Consider the following 16143-nt stretch of genomic DNA (forward strand, 5'->3'; position numbering starts at 1 on the left):
GTGTCCTATTGTCCCTATATTAACATGAGGTTTTGTTCTTTCGTATTTAGCTTTAGCCATTTTGAATTTCCTCCCTTTATCTTGTGCAAGACGAGACAAGTCTCGTCTTGCTGATTATTTTTTATATTTATATTATTAATTAATTTTTAAATTATTTTCCTTCAGCTATCTTTTTAGCAACTGAAGCTGGAACTTGTTCATAGTGATCGAATATCATTGTATAAGTTGCACGACCTTGAGTTGAAGATCTTAGGTCTGTAGAGTATCCAAACATTTCTGAAAGTGGAACAAATGCATTTATAACTTGTGCACCACTTCTTGCTTCCATTCCTTGGATTAATCCTCTTCTTGAGTTTAAGTCACCCATAACATCTCCCATGTAATCTTCTGGAGTAACAACTTCTACTTTGAAGTAAGGCTCTAAAAGAACTGCATTACCTTTCTTCATAGCATCTTTAAATGCCATTGAACCAGCCATCTTGAACGCCATCTCAGAAGAGTCAACTTCATGGTAAGAACCATCATATAACTCAACAGCAACGTCTACAACTGGATATCCAGCAACTATACCAGATTGCATAGCTCCTTGTATACCCATGTCAACTGGACCAACATATTCTTTTGGTACAGATCCACCAACAGTTTTGTTTGTGAATTTGTATCCTTCACCTGGCTCTTGAGGAGCAACTCTAATCTTAACGTGACCATATTGTCCTCTACCACCTGATTGCTTAGAGTACTTGTATTCAACATCAACTGGTTGAGTTATAGTTTCTCTGTATGCAACTTGTGGAGCACCAACTTTAGCTTCTACTTTAAATTCTCTTAATAATCTATCTACTATTATCTCTAAGTGTAATTCACCCATACCAGATATTATAGTTTGTCCTGTTTCTTGGTCAGTTTTAACTGTGAAAGTTGGGTCTTCTTCAGCTAATTTTTGAAGAGCTATACCCATTTTTTCTTGAGCTGCTTTAGAACTTGGTTCTATAGCAACAGATATAACTGGCTCAGGGAATTCCATAGATTCAAGTATTATTGGATTAGCAGGATCACATAATGTGTCTCCAGTAGTAGTATCTTTTAATCCTACTGCTGCTGCTATATCTCCAGCATAAACTTTAGTTATTTCTTCTCTTGTATTGGCATGCATTTGTAGTATACGACCAATTCTTTCTCTCTTATTCTTAGTTGCATTTAAAACATAAGAACCAGATTCTAATGTTCCAGAGTAAACTCTGAAGAACGCTAGTTTTCCAACAAATGGGTCAGTCATTATTTTGAATGCTAATGCAGAGAATGGCTCTTCATCAGAAGAATGTCTTTCAGCTTCCTCTCCATCTTCCAATATACCTTTTATAGCTGCTATATCAGTTGGTGCTGGTAAGTAATCTAAAACTGCATCTATTACTAACTGAACACCTTTGTTTCTATAAGCTGTACCACAGAAAACTGGGTTCATTTCACAAGCTATAGTAGCTTTTCTTATAGCAACTTTTAATTCATCTATAGTAGGTTCTTCACCTTCAAGATATTTCATCATTAACTCTTCATCAGTTTCAGCTACTGCTTCAACTAATTTTTCTCTCCACTCTGTAGCTAATTCTTTCATATCTTCTGGTATGTCTGTTTCTTCCATTTCAACACCTAAGTCGTCTTTGTATATAACCGCATCCATTTTTAATAAGTCTATTATACCTATAAATGAATCTTCTTTACCTATTGGTAATTGCATAGGAACTGCATTAGAATTTAATCTAGATTTCATCATGCTTACAACATTGTAGAAATCTGCACCTAATATATCCATTTTATTTACAAAAGCTATTCTAGGTACTCCATAAGTTTCAGCTTGTCTCCATACATTCTCAGATTGAGGTTCAACTCCACCTTTTGCACAGAATACAGCAACTGAACCGTCAAGAACTCTTAGAGATCTTTCAACTTCAACTGTGAAGTCCACGTGTCCAGGAGTATCTATTATATTTATTCTATGGTCTTTCCATGAAGCAGTAGTAGCGGCAGAAGTTATTGTTATACCTCTTTCCTTTTCTTGCTCCATCCAGTCCATTTGAGAAGCCCCTTCATGAGTTTCTCCTATCTTATGAGTTTGCCCAGTATAAAACAGGATTCTTTCTGTAGTAGTAGTTTTCCCTGCATCTATATGAGCCATGATTCCTATATTCCTAGTTCTTTCCAAAGGAAACTTTCTAGCCATGGTTATCCTCCTTATGATATCCTCAATTTTATAAGATATCTATATATCCTACCATCTATAATGAGCAAATGCTTTATTAGCTTCTGCCATTTTATGAGTATCTTCTTTTTTCTTAACTGAAGCTCCTGTGTTGTTAGCTGCGTCCATTATTTCTTTAGCTAATTTATCAACCATTCCTTTTTCTCCACGAGCTCTAGTATATTTTACTAACCATCTTAAACCTAATGTTTGTCTTCTTTCAGGTCTAACTTCGATTGGTACTTGGTAGTTTGCCCCACCAACTCTTCTTGCTTTTACTTCTAAAACAGGCATTATATTATCCATTGCCTTATTAAATACTTCTAAAGCATCTTCTCCTGTTTTTTCAGCAATAATTGTGAAAGCATCATAAACTATTGTTTGAGACTTTCCTTTTTTTCCGTCTACCATTAAATTATTTATCAATTTAGTAACTACCTTACTCCCATACATAGGATCTGGTAAAACTTCTCTCTTTGGAACATTACCTTTTCTTGGCATTTCGCTTCCCTCCTTAATTATTTAACTTAAATCATAGGTACTCGACATAAATCATTTAATGCCGTGATGCCATAAATATCTATATATTTAAAGCACCGAACTATAATCAATCATTAATTGTTTTTATTTTTTAGCGTCCTTAGGTTTCTTAGCACCATACTTAGATCTTGATTGTCTTCTCTTATCAACACCTGCTGTATCTAAAGTACCTCTTAGTATATGGTATCTAACCCCTGGAAGGTCTTTTACTCTTCCGCCTCTTATAAGAACAACACTATGCTCTTGTAAGTTATGTCCTTCTCCTGGTATATAAGCAGAAACTTCTATACCATTAGTTAATCTAACTCTGGCAACTTTTCTTAAAGCTGAGTTAGGTTTCTTAGGAGTAACTGTTTTTACTGAAGTACAAACCCCTCTTTTTTGTGGAGCACTAGCGTCAGTTACTTTCTTGTTTAAAGAGTTGTAACCTTTTTGTAATGCTGGAGCAGTAGATTTCTTTTCAACTGCTTTTCTACTTTTACGAACTAATTGGTTAATTGTTGGCATCATCTGCACCTCCTTCCAAATTTTCGATCTTATCAGTGACCGCCAACTACATCAATATGAATACTCATACTGACTGATTGTAACATTTGTTACTTACAATTTAATGTCTATAACACATGAATATGTGATATTAGCATTTTTCTAGCTTGATGCTTTTAGTTTTTGTTTATTGCCATTTAAAAGTCACTAAGAGCTCATATAAGCCCTTAGTGTACTTTTAAACAACACACTTTACTATTTTAACACCACAAATAATGGTTGTCAAGATTTCTTTACTCTATCTGCCATTAATCTTCAATTTTTTCAACAGCTATATTTCTATATTTCTTCATTCCTGTTCCTGCTGGTATTAGTTTACCTAATATAACATTCTCTTTAAGCCCTATTAGGTGATCTTCTTTACCTTTTATTGCAGCTTCTGTTAATACTCTTGTTGTTTCCTGGAATGAAGCTGCTGATAAGAATGAATCAGTTGCAAGAGATGCTTTAGTTATACCAAGTAATACTCTTTTAGCAACTGCTGGTCTTAAGTCTTTAGCTATAGCTTCTTCGTTACATCTATTAAATGTTAATACATCTTCATATCCACCTGGTAATAAATCTGTATCTCCTGGGTCTTCAACTTTAACTTTAGATAGCATTTGTCTTACTATAACTTCTATATGCTTATCGTTAACATCAACCCCTTGAAGTCTATAAACCCTTTGAACTTCTTTAACTATATATTCTTGAACACCTTTAACACCTTTTACTCTTACTATATCATGAGGATTTATAAATCCTTGTGTTAAAGGATCTCCAGCTTCTAATATCTGTCCTTGCTTAACTTTTAATCTAGAACCATATGGTATCACATATGTTTGAGTTTCGCCTTCTTCTGGTATTACATTTACTTCTTTTCTCTTTCCAGTTTCATCTATTTCAACTCTACCAGATACTTCAGTTATTACAGCTAAACCTTTTGGTTTTCTAGCTTCAAATAATTCTTCAACCCTTGGAAGACCTTGAGTTATATCGGCTCCTGCAACCCCTCCAGTATGGAATGTACGCATTGTAAGCTGAGTACCCGGCTCACCTATAGATTGAGCTGCTATTATACCAACTGCTTCACCTATATTAACTTCTTTTCCTGTAGCTAAGTTTCTACCATAGCACTTAGAACAAACTCCATGATTAGTTCTACAGTTAAGAACTGTTCTTATCCTAATTTTTTCAATTCCTAAAGCTACTATAGTTTCTGCTTCATCTTCTTGTATCATAGCATCAGCTTCAACTATAACTTCACCAGTTTCAGGATTTAATATAGGGTCTATAGTATATCTTCCTACAATTCTATCATATATCTCTTCTATAACTTCATTTCCTTCTTTTATAGCATAAATTTCTGTAGTATCTTCTGTTCCACAATCTACTTCTCTTACAATAACATCTTGACTTACATCAACAAGTCTTCTTGTTAAGTATCCAGATTCAGCTGTACGTATAGCTGTATCGGCAAGACCTTTTCTGGCACCATGTGAAGATGTAAAGTATTCAAGTACTGATAAACCTTCACGGAAATTAGATTTAACTGGTATCTCAACTGTTTTACCAGATGCATTGGCCATAAGACCACGCATACCTGCTAACTGTCTAATTTGATTTTTAGAACCTCTGGCTCCTGAATGTGCCATTATATATATATTGTTTAATCTATCTAGTCCACCCATAAGAGCATCAGTAACCTTATCAGTTGTTTCTGTCCATGTCTCTATAACTTTTTCATATCTTTCTTCATTAGATATTAAACCTCTTCTGTATGCTTTTTCATATTTATCAACTTTTGCTTCTGCCTCAGCTATAAATACTTTCTTTTCTTCTGGAACACTCATATCATCAACAGCAACTGTTATACCACCTAATGTAGAGTATTTAAATCCTAGAGATTTTATATAATCTAGTAATTCAGCTGTTTCTGTATTTCCATGTTTTCTAAAGCACTTATCTATTATTTTACCTAGAGATTTTTTATCTGCTAAGAAGTCAACTTCAAGAGCAAATGGGTTTTCATTTCTATCTACAAATCCTAAATCTTGAGGTATACTTTCATTAAATATAAATCTACCAACTGTACTTTCAACTAATGAGCTTCTTCCATCTTCAAGAGTTACTTTTAGTTTTACTAAGGCATGTAGATGAACTGATTTATTGTAATAAGCAAGTAATAGTTCATTAAAATCTTTAAATACCATTCCTGTTCCTTTAGCATCATCTTGTGCTTCTATTGTTAAATAATAACAACCTAAAACCATATCCTGAGATGGAGTAGTTATCGGAGAACCATCTTTAGGAGCAAGAATGTTGTTTACAGAAAGCATTAAAAATCTTGCTTCTGCTTGTGCTTCTACTGATAAAGGTACATGAACCGCCATTTGGTCACCATCGAAGTCTGCATTGTAAGCTGTACATACAAGAGGATGTAGCTTTATAGCTTTACCTTCAACCAAAATTGGTTCAAATGCTTGTATACCTAATCTATGTAGAGTCGGCGCACGGTTAAGAAGAACTGGATGGCTTTTTATAACATCTTCTAAAACATCCCAAACTTCTGGCTTAACTTTTTCTACTATAGATTTTGCACTTTTTATATTATGTGCATATCCTTCTTTAACTAGTTTATCCATAACAAATGGCTTGAATAGTTCTAGTGCCATTTTCTTTGGAAGACCACATTGATAGAATTTAAGTTCTGGTCCAACAACTATAACAGAACGTCCTGAGTAGTCAACACGCTTACCAAGTAAGTTTTGACGGAAACGACCTTGTTTACCCTTTAACATATCTGATAAAGACTTAAGTGGTCTATTTCCAGGCCCTGTTACAGGTCTACCTCTTCTACCATTATCTATTAATGCGTCAACTGCTTCTTGAAGCATTCTTTTTTCATTTCTTACAATTATATCTGGAGCTCCAAGCTCTAGTAATCTCTTAAGTCTATTATTTCTGTTTATAACTCTTCTATATAAATCATTTAAGTCTGAAGTTGCAAATCTTCCACCATCAAGTTGTACCATTGGTCTTAAATCTGGTGGTATTACTGGTATTGCATCTAAAATCATCCATTCTGGTTTATTCCCAGATTTTTTAAATGCTTCTACAACTTCTAATCTTCTTATTGTTCTAACTTTCTTTTGTCCTGTACTGTCTTTTAATTCCGCTCTTAGGTCTTTGCTTTGTTGCTCTAAATCTATGTTTTGTAACAATATCTTTACAGCTTCAGCACCCATACCTACAGTAAAAGTATATCCATATTTTTCAAGAGCAGTTCTATACTCTTTTTCTGTCAATAACTGCTTCTCATTCAATCCAGTTTCTCCTGGATCAACTACTACATATGAAGCAAAGTATAGTATTTTTTCTAATGATCTTGGTGACATATCAAGTAAAAGTCCCATTCTACTTGGTATACCTTTAAAGTACCAGATGTGAGACATAGGAGCTGCTAGCTCTATATGTCCCATTCTTTCTCTTCTTACTTTTGATTTAGTTACTTCTACTCCACATCTATCACAAACTACACCTTTGTATCTAACTCTTCTATATTTACCACAATGACACTCCCAGTCTTTTTGTGGTCCAAATATTCTTTCACAGAAAAGACCATCTTTTTCTGGTTTTAAAGTACGGTAATTTATAGTTTCTGGCTTTTTAACTTCTCCTCTAGACCATTGTCTTATTTTTTCTGGAGAAGCCAATGCTATTTTTATCGACTCGAAATTGTTTAATTCAAACAAGGAGTTCTCTCCCTTCTATTTGAGATTTACATTAATTAAATTTACACATCAAAGTCATCACCAACAAAGTCTATTTCTTCTTCAAATAAATCTTCTTCAGCAAATTCTTCTAAATTCTCTATATCCTCATCTTCTACGGTTTCCGTAAAATCATCTTCAATTTCTTCTATTATATTACTTTCTTCAACTTCTCCCATGTTATTTACAACATCTAGTTCAAATTCACCTATTGTGTCATCTTCATCTACAGATTCTCTTACTTCTATTTCTTGATCTTCATCTGTTAATACTTTTACATCTAAGCATAAACTTTGAAGTTCTTTTATAAGGACCTTAAATGATTCTGGGATTCCTGGCTCAGGTATGTTTTCACCTTTAACTATAGCTTCGTAAGTTCTAACACGACCTACAACATCATCAGACTTGACAGTAAGTATTTCTTGAAGTATATGAGCAGCTCCATATGCTTCTAGAGCCCAAACCTCCATCTCTCCAAATCTTTGTCCACCAAATTGTGCTTTACCACCTAGTGGCTGTTGAGTAACTAATGAGTATGGTCCAGTACTTCTTGCATGTAGTTTTTCATCAACTAAATGATGTAGTTTTAAGTAGTACATATATCCAACAGTTATTCTATTATCAAAAGTTTCACCTGTTCTACCATCATATAAAGTTAATTTACCATCTCTAGGATATCCAGCTTCTTCAAGAGCATCCATTATATCATACTCATTGGCACCATCAAATACTGATGTTGCAACATACCATCCTAAAGTCTTAGCAGCAAGTCCTAAATGAACCTCTAAAACCTGACCGATGTTCATACGTGATGGTATCCCTTGTGGGTTAAGTATTATATCTAGTGGAGTTCCATTTTCCATGAATGGCATATCTTCTTCTGGTAATATTCTTGAGATAACCCCTTTATTACCATGACGACCAGCCATTTTATCTCCAACTTTTATTTTTCTCTTTTTAGCTATATAACATCTTACTAATTCATTTACTCCTGGAGATAAATCATCTCCATTTTCTCTAGTAAATACTTTTACATCAACTATTATACCAGATTCACCATGAGGTACTTTAAGTGAAGTATCTCTAACTTCTCTAGCCTTTTCACCAAATATTGCACGAAGTAATCTTTCCTCAGCAGTAAGTTCAGTTTCTCCTTTTGGAGTTACTTTACCAACTAATATATCTCCTGAATCTACTTCTGCACCTATTCTTATTATACCTCTGTCATCTAAGTTCTTAATTGCACTATCTCCAACATTAGGTATATCTCTAGTTATTTCCTCTGGCCCTAGTTTTGTATCTCTAGCTTCACATTCATATTCTTCTATATGAATTGTTGATAATCTATCTTCTTTAACTAATCTTTCATTTATTAATATGGCATCTTCGTAGTTATAACCTTCCCAAGTCATGAATGCTATAAGACAGTTTCTTCCAAGTGCTACTTCTCCTAAATCAGTTGCTGGACCGTCTGCTATAACATCTCCTTGCATTATTTGCTCACCTTTAGTTATTATAGGTGTTTGATTTATACAAGTACCTGAGTTTGAACGTTTAAATTTAAGTAGATTATATCTATCTCTGTTTCCATCTTCTCTTTTTATAATTATCTCATCTGCTGTTACTCTTTCTGCTATCCCAGAATTTCTAGCAACAACAACTGCTCCAGAGTCTTTTGCAGCTCTATATTCTATACCAGTTCCTATAATTGGTGCTTCTCTTCTAACTAGAGGCACTGCCTGACGTTGCATGTTCGCTCCCATAAGGGCACGGTTGGCGTCATCATTTTCTAAGAAAGGTATCATAGCAGTGGCAACAGATACAACCTGCTTAGGAGATATATCCATATAGTCTACTCTGCTTTCAGGAACCATTTCAACAGCACCATTTACAGTTCTACAAACAACTCTATGGTTTACGAATTTACCATCGTCTGTTAATGGCTCATTTGCCTGAGCTCTTACGAATAAATCTTCTTCATCAGCAGTTAAATAATGTATCTCATCAGTAACTGTTGATGTTACTTTATCAAATTTTCTATATGGTGATTCTATAAATCCAAACTCATTTATTTTTGCATAAGTTCCAAGAGAGTTTATAAGACCGATATTTGGCCCTTCTGGAGTCTCTATCGGACACATTCTACCGTAGTGTGAATGGTGAACGTCACGCACTTCGAATCCTGCTCTTTCTCTTGAAAGACCTCCAGGTCCAAGAGCTGATAGTCTTCTCTTATGTGTTAACTCAGATAAAGGATTTGTTTGGTCCATGAACTGAGATAACTGAGAACTACCGAAGAATTCTTTTATTGCAGCTGAAACTGGTCTTATGTTAACTAACGCTTGAGGCGTTATAGCTTCCATATCTTGAACTGTCATTCTTTCTTTTATGACTCTTTCCATTCTTGAAAGACCAATTCTAACTTGGTTTTGTAATAATTCTCCTACAGATCTTATTCTTCTATTTCCTAAATGGTCTATATCATCAATATTTCCTATATTATAGAAGATATTGAATTCATAACTTATTGAAGCTATTATATCGTCTAATAATATATGTTTTGGTATAAGTTCTTTAATTCTTGATTTTATAGCTTCTTTTATTTCTTCTTCGTCACTATATCCATCTAAAATTTCTTTTAATGTTGGATAATGCACTTTTTCTTTTATGTTTAAATCATCTATGTCAAAATCAATATGAGACTTAATGTCTACAAAATTATTTCCTATAACTCTAACTTTCTTATCATCATCCATTAATAGATTTACTACATTTATACCTGCATTTTGTATATCTTTAGCTAACTCATAGCTTATTTTTTCTCCAGCTTTTACAAATACTTCTCCTGTTTCAGGATTTATTATGTCTTCTGCTGAAATTCTATTCATAATTCTATAGCATAAAGCAAGTTTTTTATTAAATTTGTATCTACCAACTTTTGCTAAATCATATCTCTTTGGATCAAAGAATAAAGCATTTAGTAAAGATGATGCACTTTCTACAGTAGGTGGTTCACCTGGTCTTAATTTTTTATATATCTCAACAAGACCTTCCTCTACTGTCTTAGTATTATCTTTTTCTAATGTAGCAGATAATCTTTCGTCTTCTCCTAAAAGGTCAATTATTTCTGCATCTGTCCCTATTCCTAAAGCTCTAAGTAAAACTGTAACTGGTTGTTTTCTTGTTCTATCAACTCTTACAGATATTACATCGTTAGAATCTGTTTCATATTCTAACCATGCTCCTCTATTAGGAATTACAGTAGATGAAATTAATCTCTTACCTGTTTTATCTCTCTCTTCCGCATAGTAAACACCAGGAGATCTAACTAATTGACTTACGATAACTCTTTCTGCCCCATTTATAACGAAAGTTCCTCTTTCTGTCATTAAAGGGAAGTCACCCATAAATACTTCTTGTTCTTTTATTTCGCCTGTTTCTTTATTTATAAGTCTTACCTTAACTTTTAGAGGTGCACAATATGTAGCATCTCTCTCTTTACACTCTTCTATATCGTACTTTGGTTTATCGTCTAAAGAGTAGTCAACAAATTCCAATATAAGATTACCAGTATAATCTTCTATTGGTGAAATATCATCAAACACTTCTTTTAAACCTTCTTTTAAAAACCACTCATAGGAATCTACTTGAATTTCTATAAGATTTGGCACATCAGCTATTTCCTTAATTTTAGAAAAGCTCATTCTAGTTCTTTTACCTATCGTGACAGGATGTGGCATTCACTTTTCACCTCTCAATAATTAAAAATAAAACAATAGTTCATTCTAACGCATCTAATAATTTTAGCATAATGTCAAGTATTTTTCAATATATTTTTTATCTTATATGTAAACTATGCATTATTTTTGATTTTTTGTAAATTATTTTAAGCATATATTATGTATTATGTACAATTCTCCAATATAAAATCCAATTTTTTCATTTATCGGTGTAATTTTCTATAAAAAGTTACATTCCAATGCTATACCCATATTTAATTATAATTTCATAAATAAGCGCTAGTAAATAGTTATATTTATACAAAACCTGTTAAATATACAAAATAAAGACCATAAATGAATTTAATCTGGAGTTTTACATCTTAAACTATTTCCATCATAAATTATATCTACAGTCTTTATAAAAATAGAATTTCTACTATAATTAAGTTTTTTATTTTTACTATATATTAGTAATATAATTATCCTAATATATTATCTGCAAACTGTGGTGTAGGTAAACCAAAACCTCCAGCTACTTCAAGTAAGTCTCCTGTTATAAAGGATGAATCATCACTAGCATAGAATAAAACAGCTTTTGCTATGTCTTCTGGCTTCCCTATACGATTTAAAGGAACATGCTTTAGAAACTCCTTTATAAATTCTGGAGACATATTATCTAAGGCAGCTTTGGTTGCAATAAGACCTGGAAGTACAGCATTACATCTAACATTATCTTTTGCATATTGTGTTGCTATATTTTGAGTTAATGAGTTGATTGATGCTTTTGATACACAGTAAGCTATTCTAGATAGGTCAGGTAATACTGAACCTATACTAGATATATTTATTATACTTCCCTTACCATTCTTTATCATATGAGGAATAGCAGCTTTACATGGTAAATATACACTTTTTAAATTAGTATTTACTGTATCAAAGAAATTATCTGTATCTCCAGTTAAAAGGTCTTTATCAAGTGAAGGATTTGTCGAACCAAAATTATTTACAAGTATATCTATCTTGCCTTCTTTTTTAACTACATCTTCTATCATTGAAGTAAATGTTTCTTCTTCACGGGCATTAAAATAAACAAACCTAGCACAACCACCTTCTGCACTTATTCTATCTATAACTTCATTAGCCAATTCTTCTGAACGAGCTGCTAAATATACAACTGCTCCATTTTGTGCCAATATTTCAGCTGATGCTAATCCAATACCTTTAGTTGCTGCAGTAACCACTGCAACTTTCCCTTGTAATTTTTCCATTATTAACTCCTCCTTAAATGCGTTTCTTGAAATCTACATATTTCGATTTTTAGAAGTATTTAACTCATTTTAAATTTATATTTGTTAATTAATTATTTATTACATTTTATTTTTAAAGTACTTTTGTAATTTTTTAAAATAATATGTAGTTTTATATATTTTTCCTTTTATTATATCACCTTATATGTGCATATTACAATAATTGTTTATATTTTAATTTAACGTCTGTGTTTGACATAGTAAAAAACATATTCTTTAATAGTATTAAATTAAAATATCATTACACACTATATGATACCCTTAATTTAATACTATTATATAAATTTTTTTTATTTTATAGAAATATTTTATTTACAATTTTTTATAAATAAAAAAAGATACCCAAATGGGTATCTTTTTAAAGAAACTACTTAACTTCTACTTTAGCTCCAGCAGCTTCTAATTTTTCTTTTATTTGATCAGCTTCTTCTTTAGAAGCTCCTTCTTTAACTGTCTTAGGAGCATTGTCAACTACTTCTTTAGCTTCTTTTAATCCTAATCCTGTTATTTCTCTAACTGCTTTTATAACTCCAACTTTTGAAGAACCAACCTCAGCTAATACTACATCAAACTCAGTTTTTTCTTCAGCAGCTGGTCCACCAGCAGCTGCACCAGCTACCATTACTGGAGCTGAAGCTGAAACGCCGAATTTTTCTTCAGCAGCTTTAACTAATTCATTTAATTCTAAAACTTTCATATTTTCTATAGCTTCTAATATTTGTTCTATTGTCATTTTTAGCACCTCCGAATTTTCTTTTCAAATTAATATTTATAATTTTTTAGTTAAGCAATTAAGCTTCTTCTTGACCTTCTGCCTTTTTCGCTATTGCATCTATTAAGTATGCAAAGTTTGATATTGGAGCTTTTAAGCTACCAAGTAATTTAGCGATAAGAACTTCTCTTGATGGTATGTTAGCCATTTCAACAATCTTAGCTTCGTCATAGAATACACCTTCTACAACACCCATCTTTAATTTCATCTTTGGATGAGAATCCATGAATCCTTTTAATATTCTAGCTGGAGCAACTGGATCATCATACCCAAATGCTATAGCATTAGTACCAATTAATAATTCTTCATTGAATTGCTCTATACCAACTTCTTTAGCTGCTCTTCTAACTAAAGTATTTTTATATACTTTGTAATCTACACCAGCTTCTCTCATTTGTTTTCTTAACTCAGTTACTTCTTCAACTGTTAATCCTTTGTAATCTACAACAACCGCAGCAGAAGATTTTTGTAACTTTTCAACTATTTCAGAAACAACTTCTGATTTAATTTCTATAGCTTTTCTCATCTAGATGTGCACCTCCTTCACCAAATAGGCTTAGTATTTACCGCAACATTATAAAAAGCTTTTGTTGCCAAAAGTAGACATCAAAAGCTTTAGTAATCTCAATTTATCTAAAACCTCGGTGGGATATTAAGCTTTTGCACCCACTATCTACGGCAAATCTATTCTTTTTTACATTGACAAATGATATAATAACACTTTTGTCAACCTGTGTCAACAGTTTTATTATTCAGCTGTTCTTGCTGGGTTTATTTTAACTCCAGGTCCCATTGAAGAAGCTACAGTTATACTTCTTAAATATTGCCCTTTAGCAGCAGCTGGTTTAGCTTTTATTATAGCATCCATTAATGCAGCAAAGTTTTCAGATAATTTTTCTCCACCAAATGATACTTTTCCTACTGGAACGTGTATTATGTTAGTTTTGTCTAATCTGTATTCAACTTTACCAGCTTTTATTTCATCTATAGCTTTAGCTACATCAAATGTAACTGTTCCTGATTTAGGGTTTGGCATTAAACCTTTAGGTCCTAATACTCTACCTAATCTACCTACTACACCCATCATATCTGGAGTAGCAACTACTATATCAAAATCAAACCAGTTTTCACCTTGTATTTTTTGAACTAATTCTTCAGCTCCTACAAAATCAGCACCAGCTTGTTCAGCTTCTTTAGCTTTTTCACCTTTAGCAAAAACTAAAACTCTCTTAGTTTTACCAGTTCCGTGAGGTAATACAACTGCACCTCTTACTTGTTGATCAGCATGTCTTGAGTCAACACCTAATTTAATGTGTGCTTCTACTGTCTCGTCAAATTTAGCTCCAGCTATATCTGAAACTAATGTTAATGCTTCTGATGCATCATAGAATTTAGTTCTATCTACTTTTTGTAATGCACCTGCATATCTTTTACCTTTTTTAGCCATTTTATTTTCCTCCTTGTGGTTAATCTCGGCTTTTCGCCTCCCACTTTATAAAAAAAGTGTATCTTTTAATTAATCTTCTACTACAACACCCATGCTTCTAGCAGTACCAGCTATCATACTCATAGCAGCTTCTACTGATGCAGCATTTAAGTCAGGCATTTTTAACTCAGCTATTTCTCTTACTTGAGCTGAAGTTATTTTAGCAACTTTCTTTTTGTTTGGTTCTCCAGAACCTGATTTTAAGTTTAATGCTTTTTTAATTAAAACTGCAGCTGGTGGAGTTTTTGTTATAAAACTGAATGATCTATCTTGATATACAGTTATAACAACTGGTATTATCATTCCAGCTTGATCTGCAGTTTTAGCATTAAATTCTTTTGTGAATCCCATTATATTAACACCATGTTGTCCTAATGCTGGTCCAACTGGTGGCGCTGGAGTAGCCTTTCCTGCAGGTATTTGTAATTTTATTTGACCTATAACTTTTTTAGCCATTTTGAGCGCACCTCCTCAGATTTTTCTATAATAATAGTATTAGATTTTTTCTATACCTTCAAGCTCTATTACAAATAGAGTCCTTTTACCAAATGCATTTATGCACACTTTAACTTCTCTGTTTTCTACGTCAATTTCTTCTATGTTTCCTACTTGTCCACTAAATGGTCCTTGAGATACCTTTACTGTATCCCCTATTTCAAAGTCAATATCACTATTTACTACTTTAGGGTCAGTTGTATCTATGCCCATAGCTTTAACTTCATCTTCACTTAATGGTACTGGTTTTGAACCAGGTCCAACGAAACCTGTAACTCCCTTAGTATTTCTTACTACATACCAAGATTCATCAGTTATTATCATTTTAACCAAAACATAACTTGGATAAACTTTACGTTGTCTAGTTTTTTCTTTTCCAGTTTTAGTAGTTTCCACTACTTCTTCTGTTGGAACAACTACTTGTCTTATGCAGTCTTCCATACTTCTTGTTTTAACTGCTTTTTCTATTGTAGCTTTAACTTTATTTTCATGTCCCGAATAAGTATGAACTACATACCAACTTGCTTCTTGTAATTCTGACATTTAACTTACCTCTTTTCGTCTATTTTAGTAATAACGCTAGTGCACCAGATAATATAGTGTCTATACCCCATACTAATATAGTGCATGAAATAACTACAGTTAAAACTATACCTGTGTTTTTAAACAATTCTTTTTTTGTCGGCCATGTAACTCTTTTCAATTCTTGTTTAGTTTCTTTTAAATAACCAAATAAACTGAATCTCTTTTTAGTTTTTGCACCGTCATTTGTTTGGGCAGCCATTCCATACTCACATCCTTATAAAACTATTTTGTTTCTTTATGAGTTGTATGCTTTTTACAGAATCTACAATATTTTTGTAATTCTATTCTGTCTGGATTATTTTTCTTATTCTTAGTAGTGTTGTAGTTTCTTTGCTTACACTCTGTACATGCTAAAGTTACTTTAACTCTCATCTGATACACCTCCAACTTTGTAATACAATAATATATATTGTTAATATATGTGAATATAATATCTTTAAAACATGTATTTATTAAAAATCTACAGTATTCAAGATATTATTAACTTCCTATAATCATTACCTTGTATAAGTTATCACAAAATCCTATGCTGTGTCAATGTTTTTGTATTTCTATGTTAAAAAAAGAGGAGCATAACCCCTCTTTTTATTATTCTTTAATCCATCAGTTTAGTAAAAAGAATTACTCGATTATTGTAGCAACAACTCCTGAAGCTACTGTTCTTCCACCTTCTCTTATTGAGAATCTTAATCCTTCTTCTAC

The 16143-nt window shown here is 32.6% G+C and carries 13 protein-coding genes, 1 pseudogene and 1 other annotated feature; all 14 genes and pseudogenes read right to left on the bottom strand.

Annotated elements, in window-relative coordinates; translation table 11 throughout:
* Nucleotides 1–151: 151 nt before the first annotated feature.
* Nucleotides 152–2218 carry an elongation factor G gene (fusA, locus tag KGF46_RS19290; RefSeq protein WP_227437035.1) on the bottom strand — a complete coding sequence of 689 codons (2067 nt, stop codon included), beginning with the start codon at nucleotides 2216–2218 and terminating at the stop codon, nucleotides 152–154.
* A gap of 48 nt (nucleotides 2219–2266) precedes the next feature.
* A complete protein-coding gene (gene rpsG / locus KGF46_RS19295; protein ID WP_227830409.1) occupies nucleotides 2267–2737 on the bottom strand; it encodes a 30S ribosomal protein S7 in 471 nt (156 codons plus the stop codon).
* Between the two features lie 123 nt (nucleotides 2738–2860).
* Nucleotides 2861–3283, bottom strand: coding sequence for a 30S ribosomal protein S12 (gene rpsL, locus KGF46_RS19300; protein WP_227437039.1), 423 nt, complete (start codon nucleotides 3281–3283; stop codon nucleotides 2861–2863).
* 287 nt (nucleotides 3284–3570) lie between these two features.
* Nucleotides 3571–7056 carry a DNA-directed RNA polymerase subunit beta' gene (gene rpoC, locus KGF46_RS19305; protein ID WP_227862248.1) on the bottom strand — a complete coding sequence of 1162 codons (3486 nt, stop codon included), beginning with the start codon at nucleotides 7054–7056 and terminating at the stop codon, nucleotides 3571–3573.
* Between the two features lie 41 nt (nucleotides 7057–7097).
* Nucleotides 7098–10814: a DNA-directed RNA polymerase subunit beta gene (locus KGF46_RS19310; RefSeq protein ID WP_227830407.1), complete on the bottom strand. Its 3717-nt coding sequence runs from the start codon at nucleotides 10812–10814 to the stop codon at nucleotides 7098–7100.
* A 461-nt stretch (nucleotides 10815–11275) separates the two neighbouring features.
* A complete protein-coding gene (locus tag KGF46_RS19315; RefSeq protein WP_227830406.1) occupies nucleotides 11276–12064 on the bottom strand; it encodes an SDR family NAD(P)-dependent oxidoreductase in 789 nt (262 codons plus the stop codon).
* 406 nt (nucleotides 12065–12470) lie between these two features.
* Complete coding sequence (gene rplL / locus KGF46_RS19320) at nucleotides 12471–12836, bottom strand: 50S ribosomal protein L7/L12 (RefSeq protein ID WP_021382505.1); 366 nt, start codon at nucleotides 12834–12836, stop codon at nucleotides 12471–12473.
* A gap of 58 nt (nucleotides 12837–12894) precedes the next feature.
* A complete protein-coding gene (gene rplJ / locus KGF46_RS19325; RefSeq protein WP_227437047.1) occupies nucleotides 12895–13401 on the bottom strand; it encodes a 50S ribosomal protein L10 in 507 nt (168 codons plus the stop codon).
* Between the two features lie 42 nt (nucleotides 13402–13443).
* Nucleotides 13444–13572: a sequence feature (ribosomal protein L10 leader region), on the bottom strand.
* Between the two features lie 51 nt (nucleotides 13573–13623).
* Entirely contained in the window at nucleotides 13624–14322 is a 699-nt protein-coding gene (gene rplA / locus KGF46_RS19330) for a 50S ribosomal protein L1 (RefSeq protein ID WP_227437049.1), read from the bottom strand.
* Between the two features lie 69 nt (nucleotides 14323–14391).
* Nucleotides 14392–14817 carry a 50S ribosomal protein L11 gene (rplK, locus tag KGF46_RS19335; RefSeq protein ID WP_054268674.1) on the bottom strand — a complete coding sequence of 142 codons (426 nt, stop codon included), beginning with the start codon at nucleotides 14815–14817 and terminating at the stop codon, nucleotides 14392–14394.
* 39 nt (nucleotides 14818–14856) lie between these two features.
* Nucleotides 14857–15399 carry a transcription termination/antitermination protein NusG gene (nusG, locus tag KGF46_RS19340; RefSeq protein WP_227830405.1) on the bottom strand — a complete coding sequence of 181 codons (543 nt, stop codon included), beginning with the start codon at nucleotides 15397–15399 and terminating at the stop codon, nucleotides 14857–14859.
* 19 nt (nucleotides 15400–15418) lie between these two features.
* On the bottom strand, nucleotides 15419–15640 hold the full coding sequence (gene secE, locus KGF46_RS19345; RefSeq protein WP_227437053.1) for a preprotein translocase subunit SecE: 222 nt from the start codon (nucleotides 15638–15640) through the stop codon (nucleotides 15419–15421).
* 23 nt (nucleotides 15641–15663) lie between these two features.
* Entirely contained in the window at nucleotides 15664–15813 is a 150-nt protein-coding gene (gene rpmG, locus KGF46_RS19350; protein ID WP_003421192.1) for a 50S ribosomal protein L33, read from the bottom strand.
* Between the two features lie 249 nt (nucleotides 15814–16062).
* Nucleotides 16063–16143, bottom strand: a pseudogene (locus tag KGF46_RS19355) (elongation factor Tu); the annotation flags it as partial.

This window comes from Clostridioides sp. ZZV14-6153, from assembly GCF_020657855.1.
Taxonomy (GTDB): Bacteria; Bacillota; Clostridia; order Peptostreptococcales; family Peptostreptococcaceae; genus Clostridioides.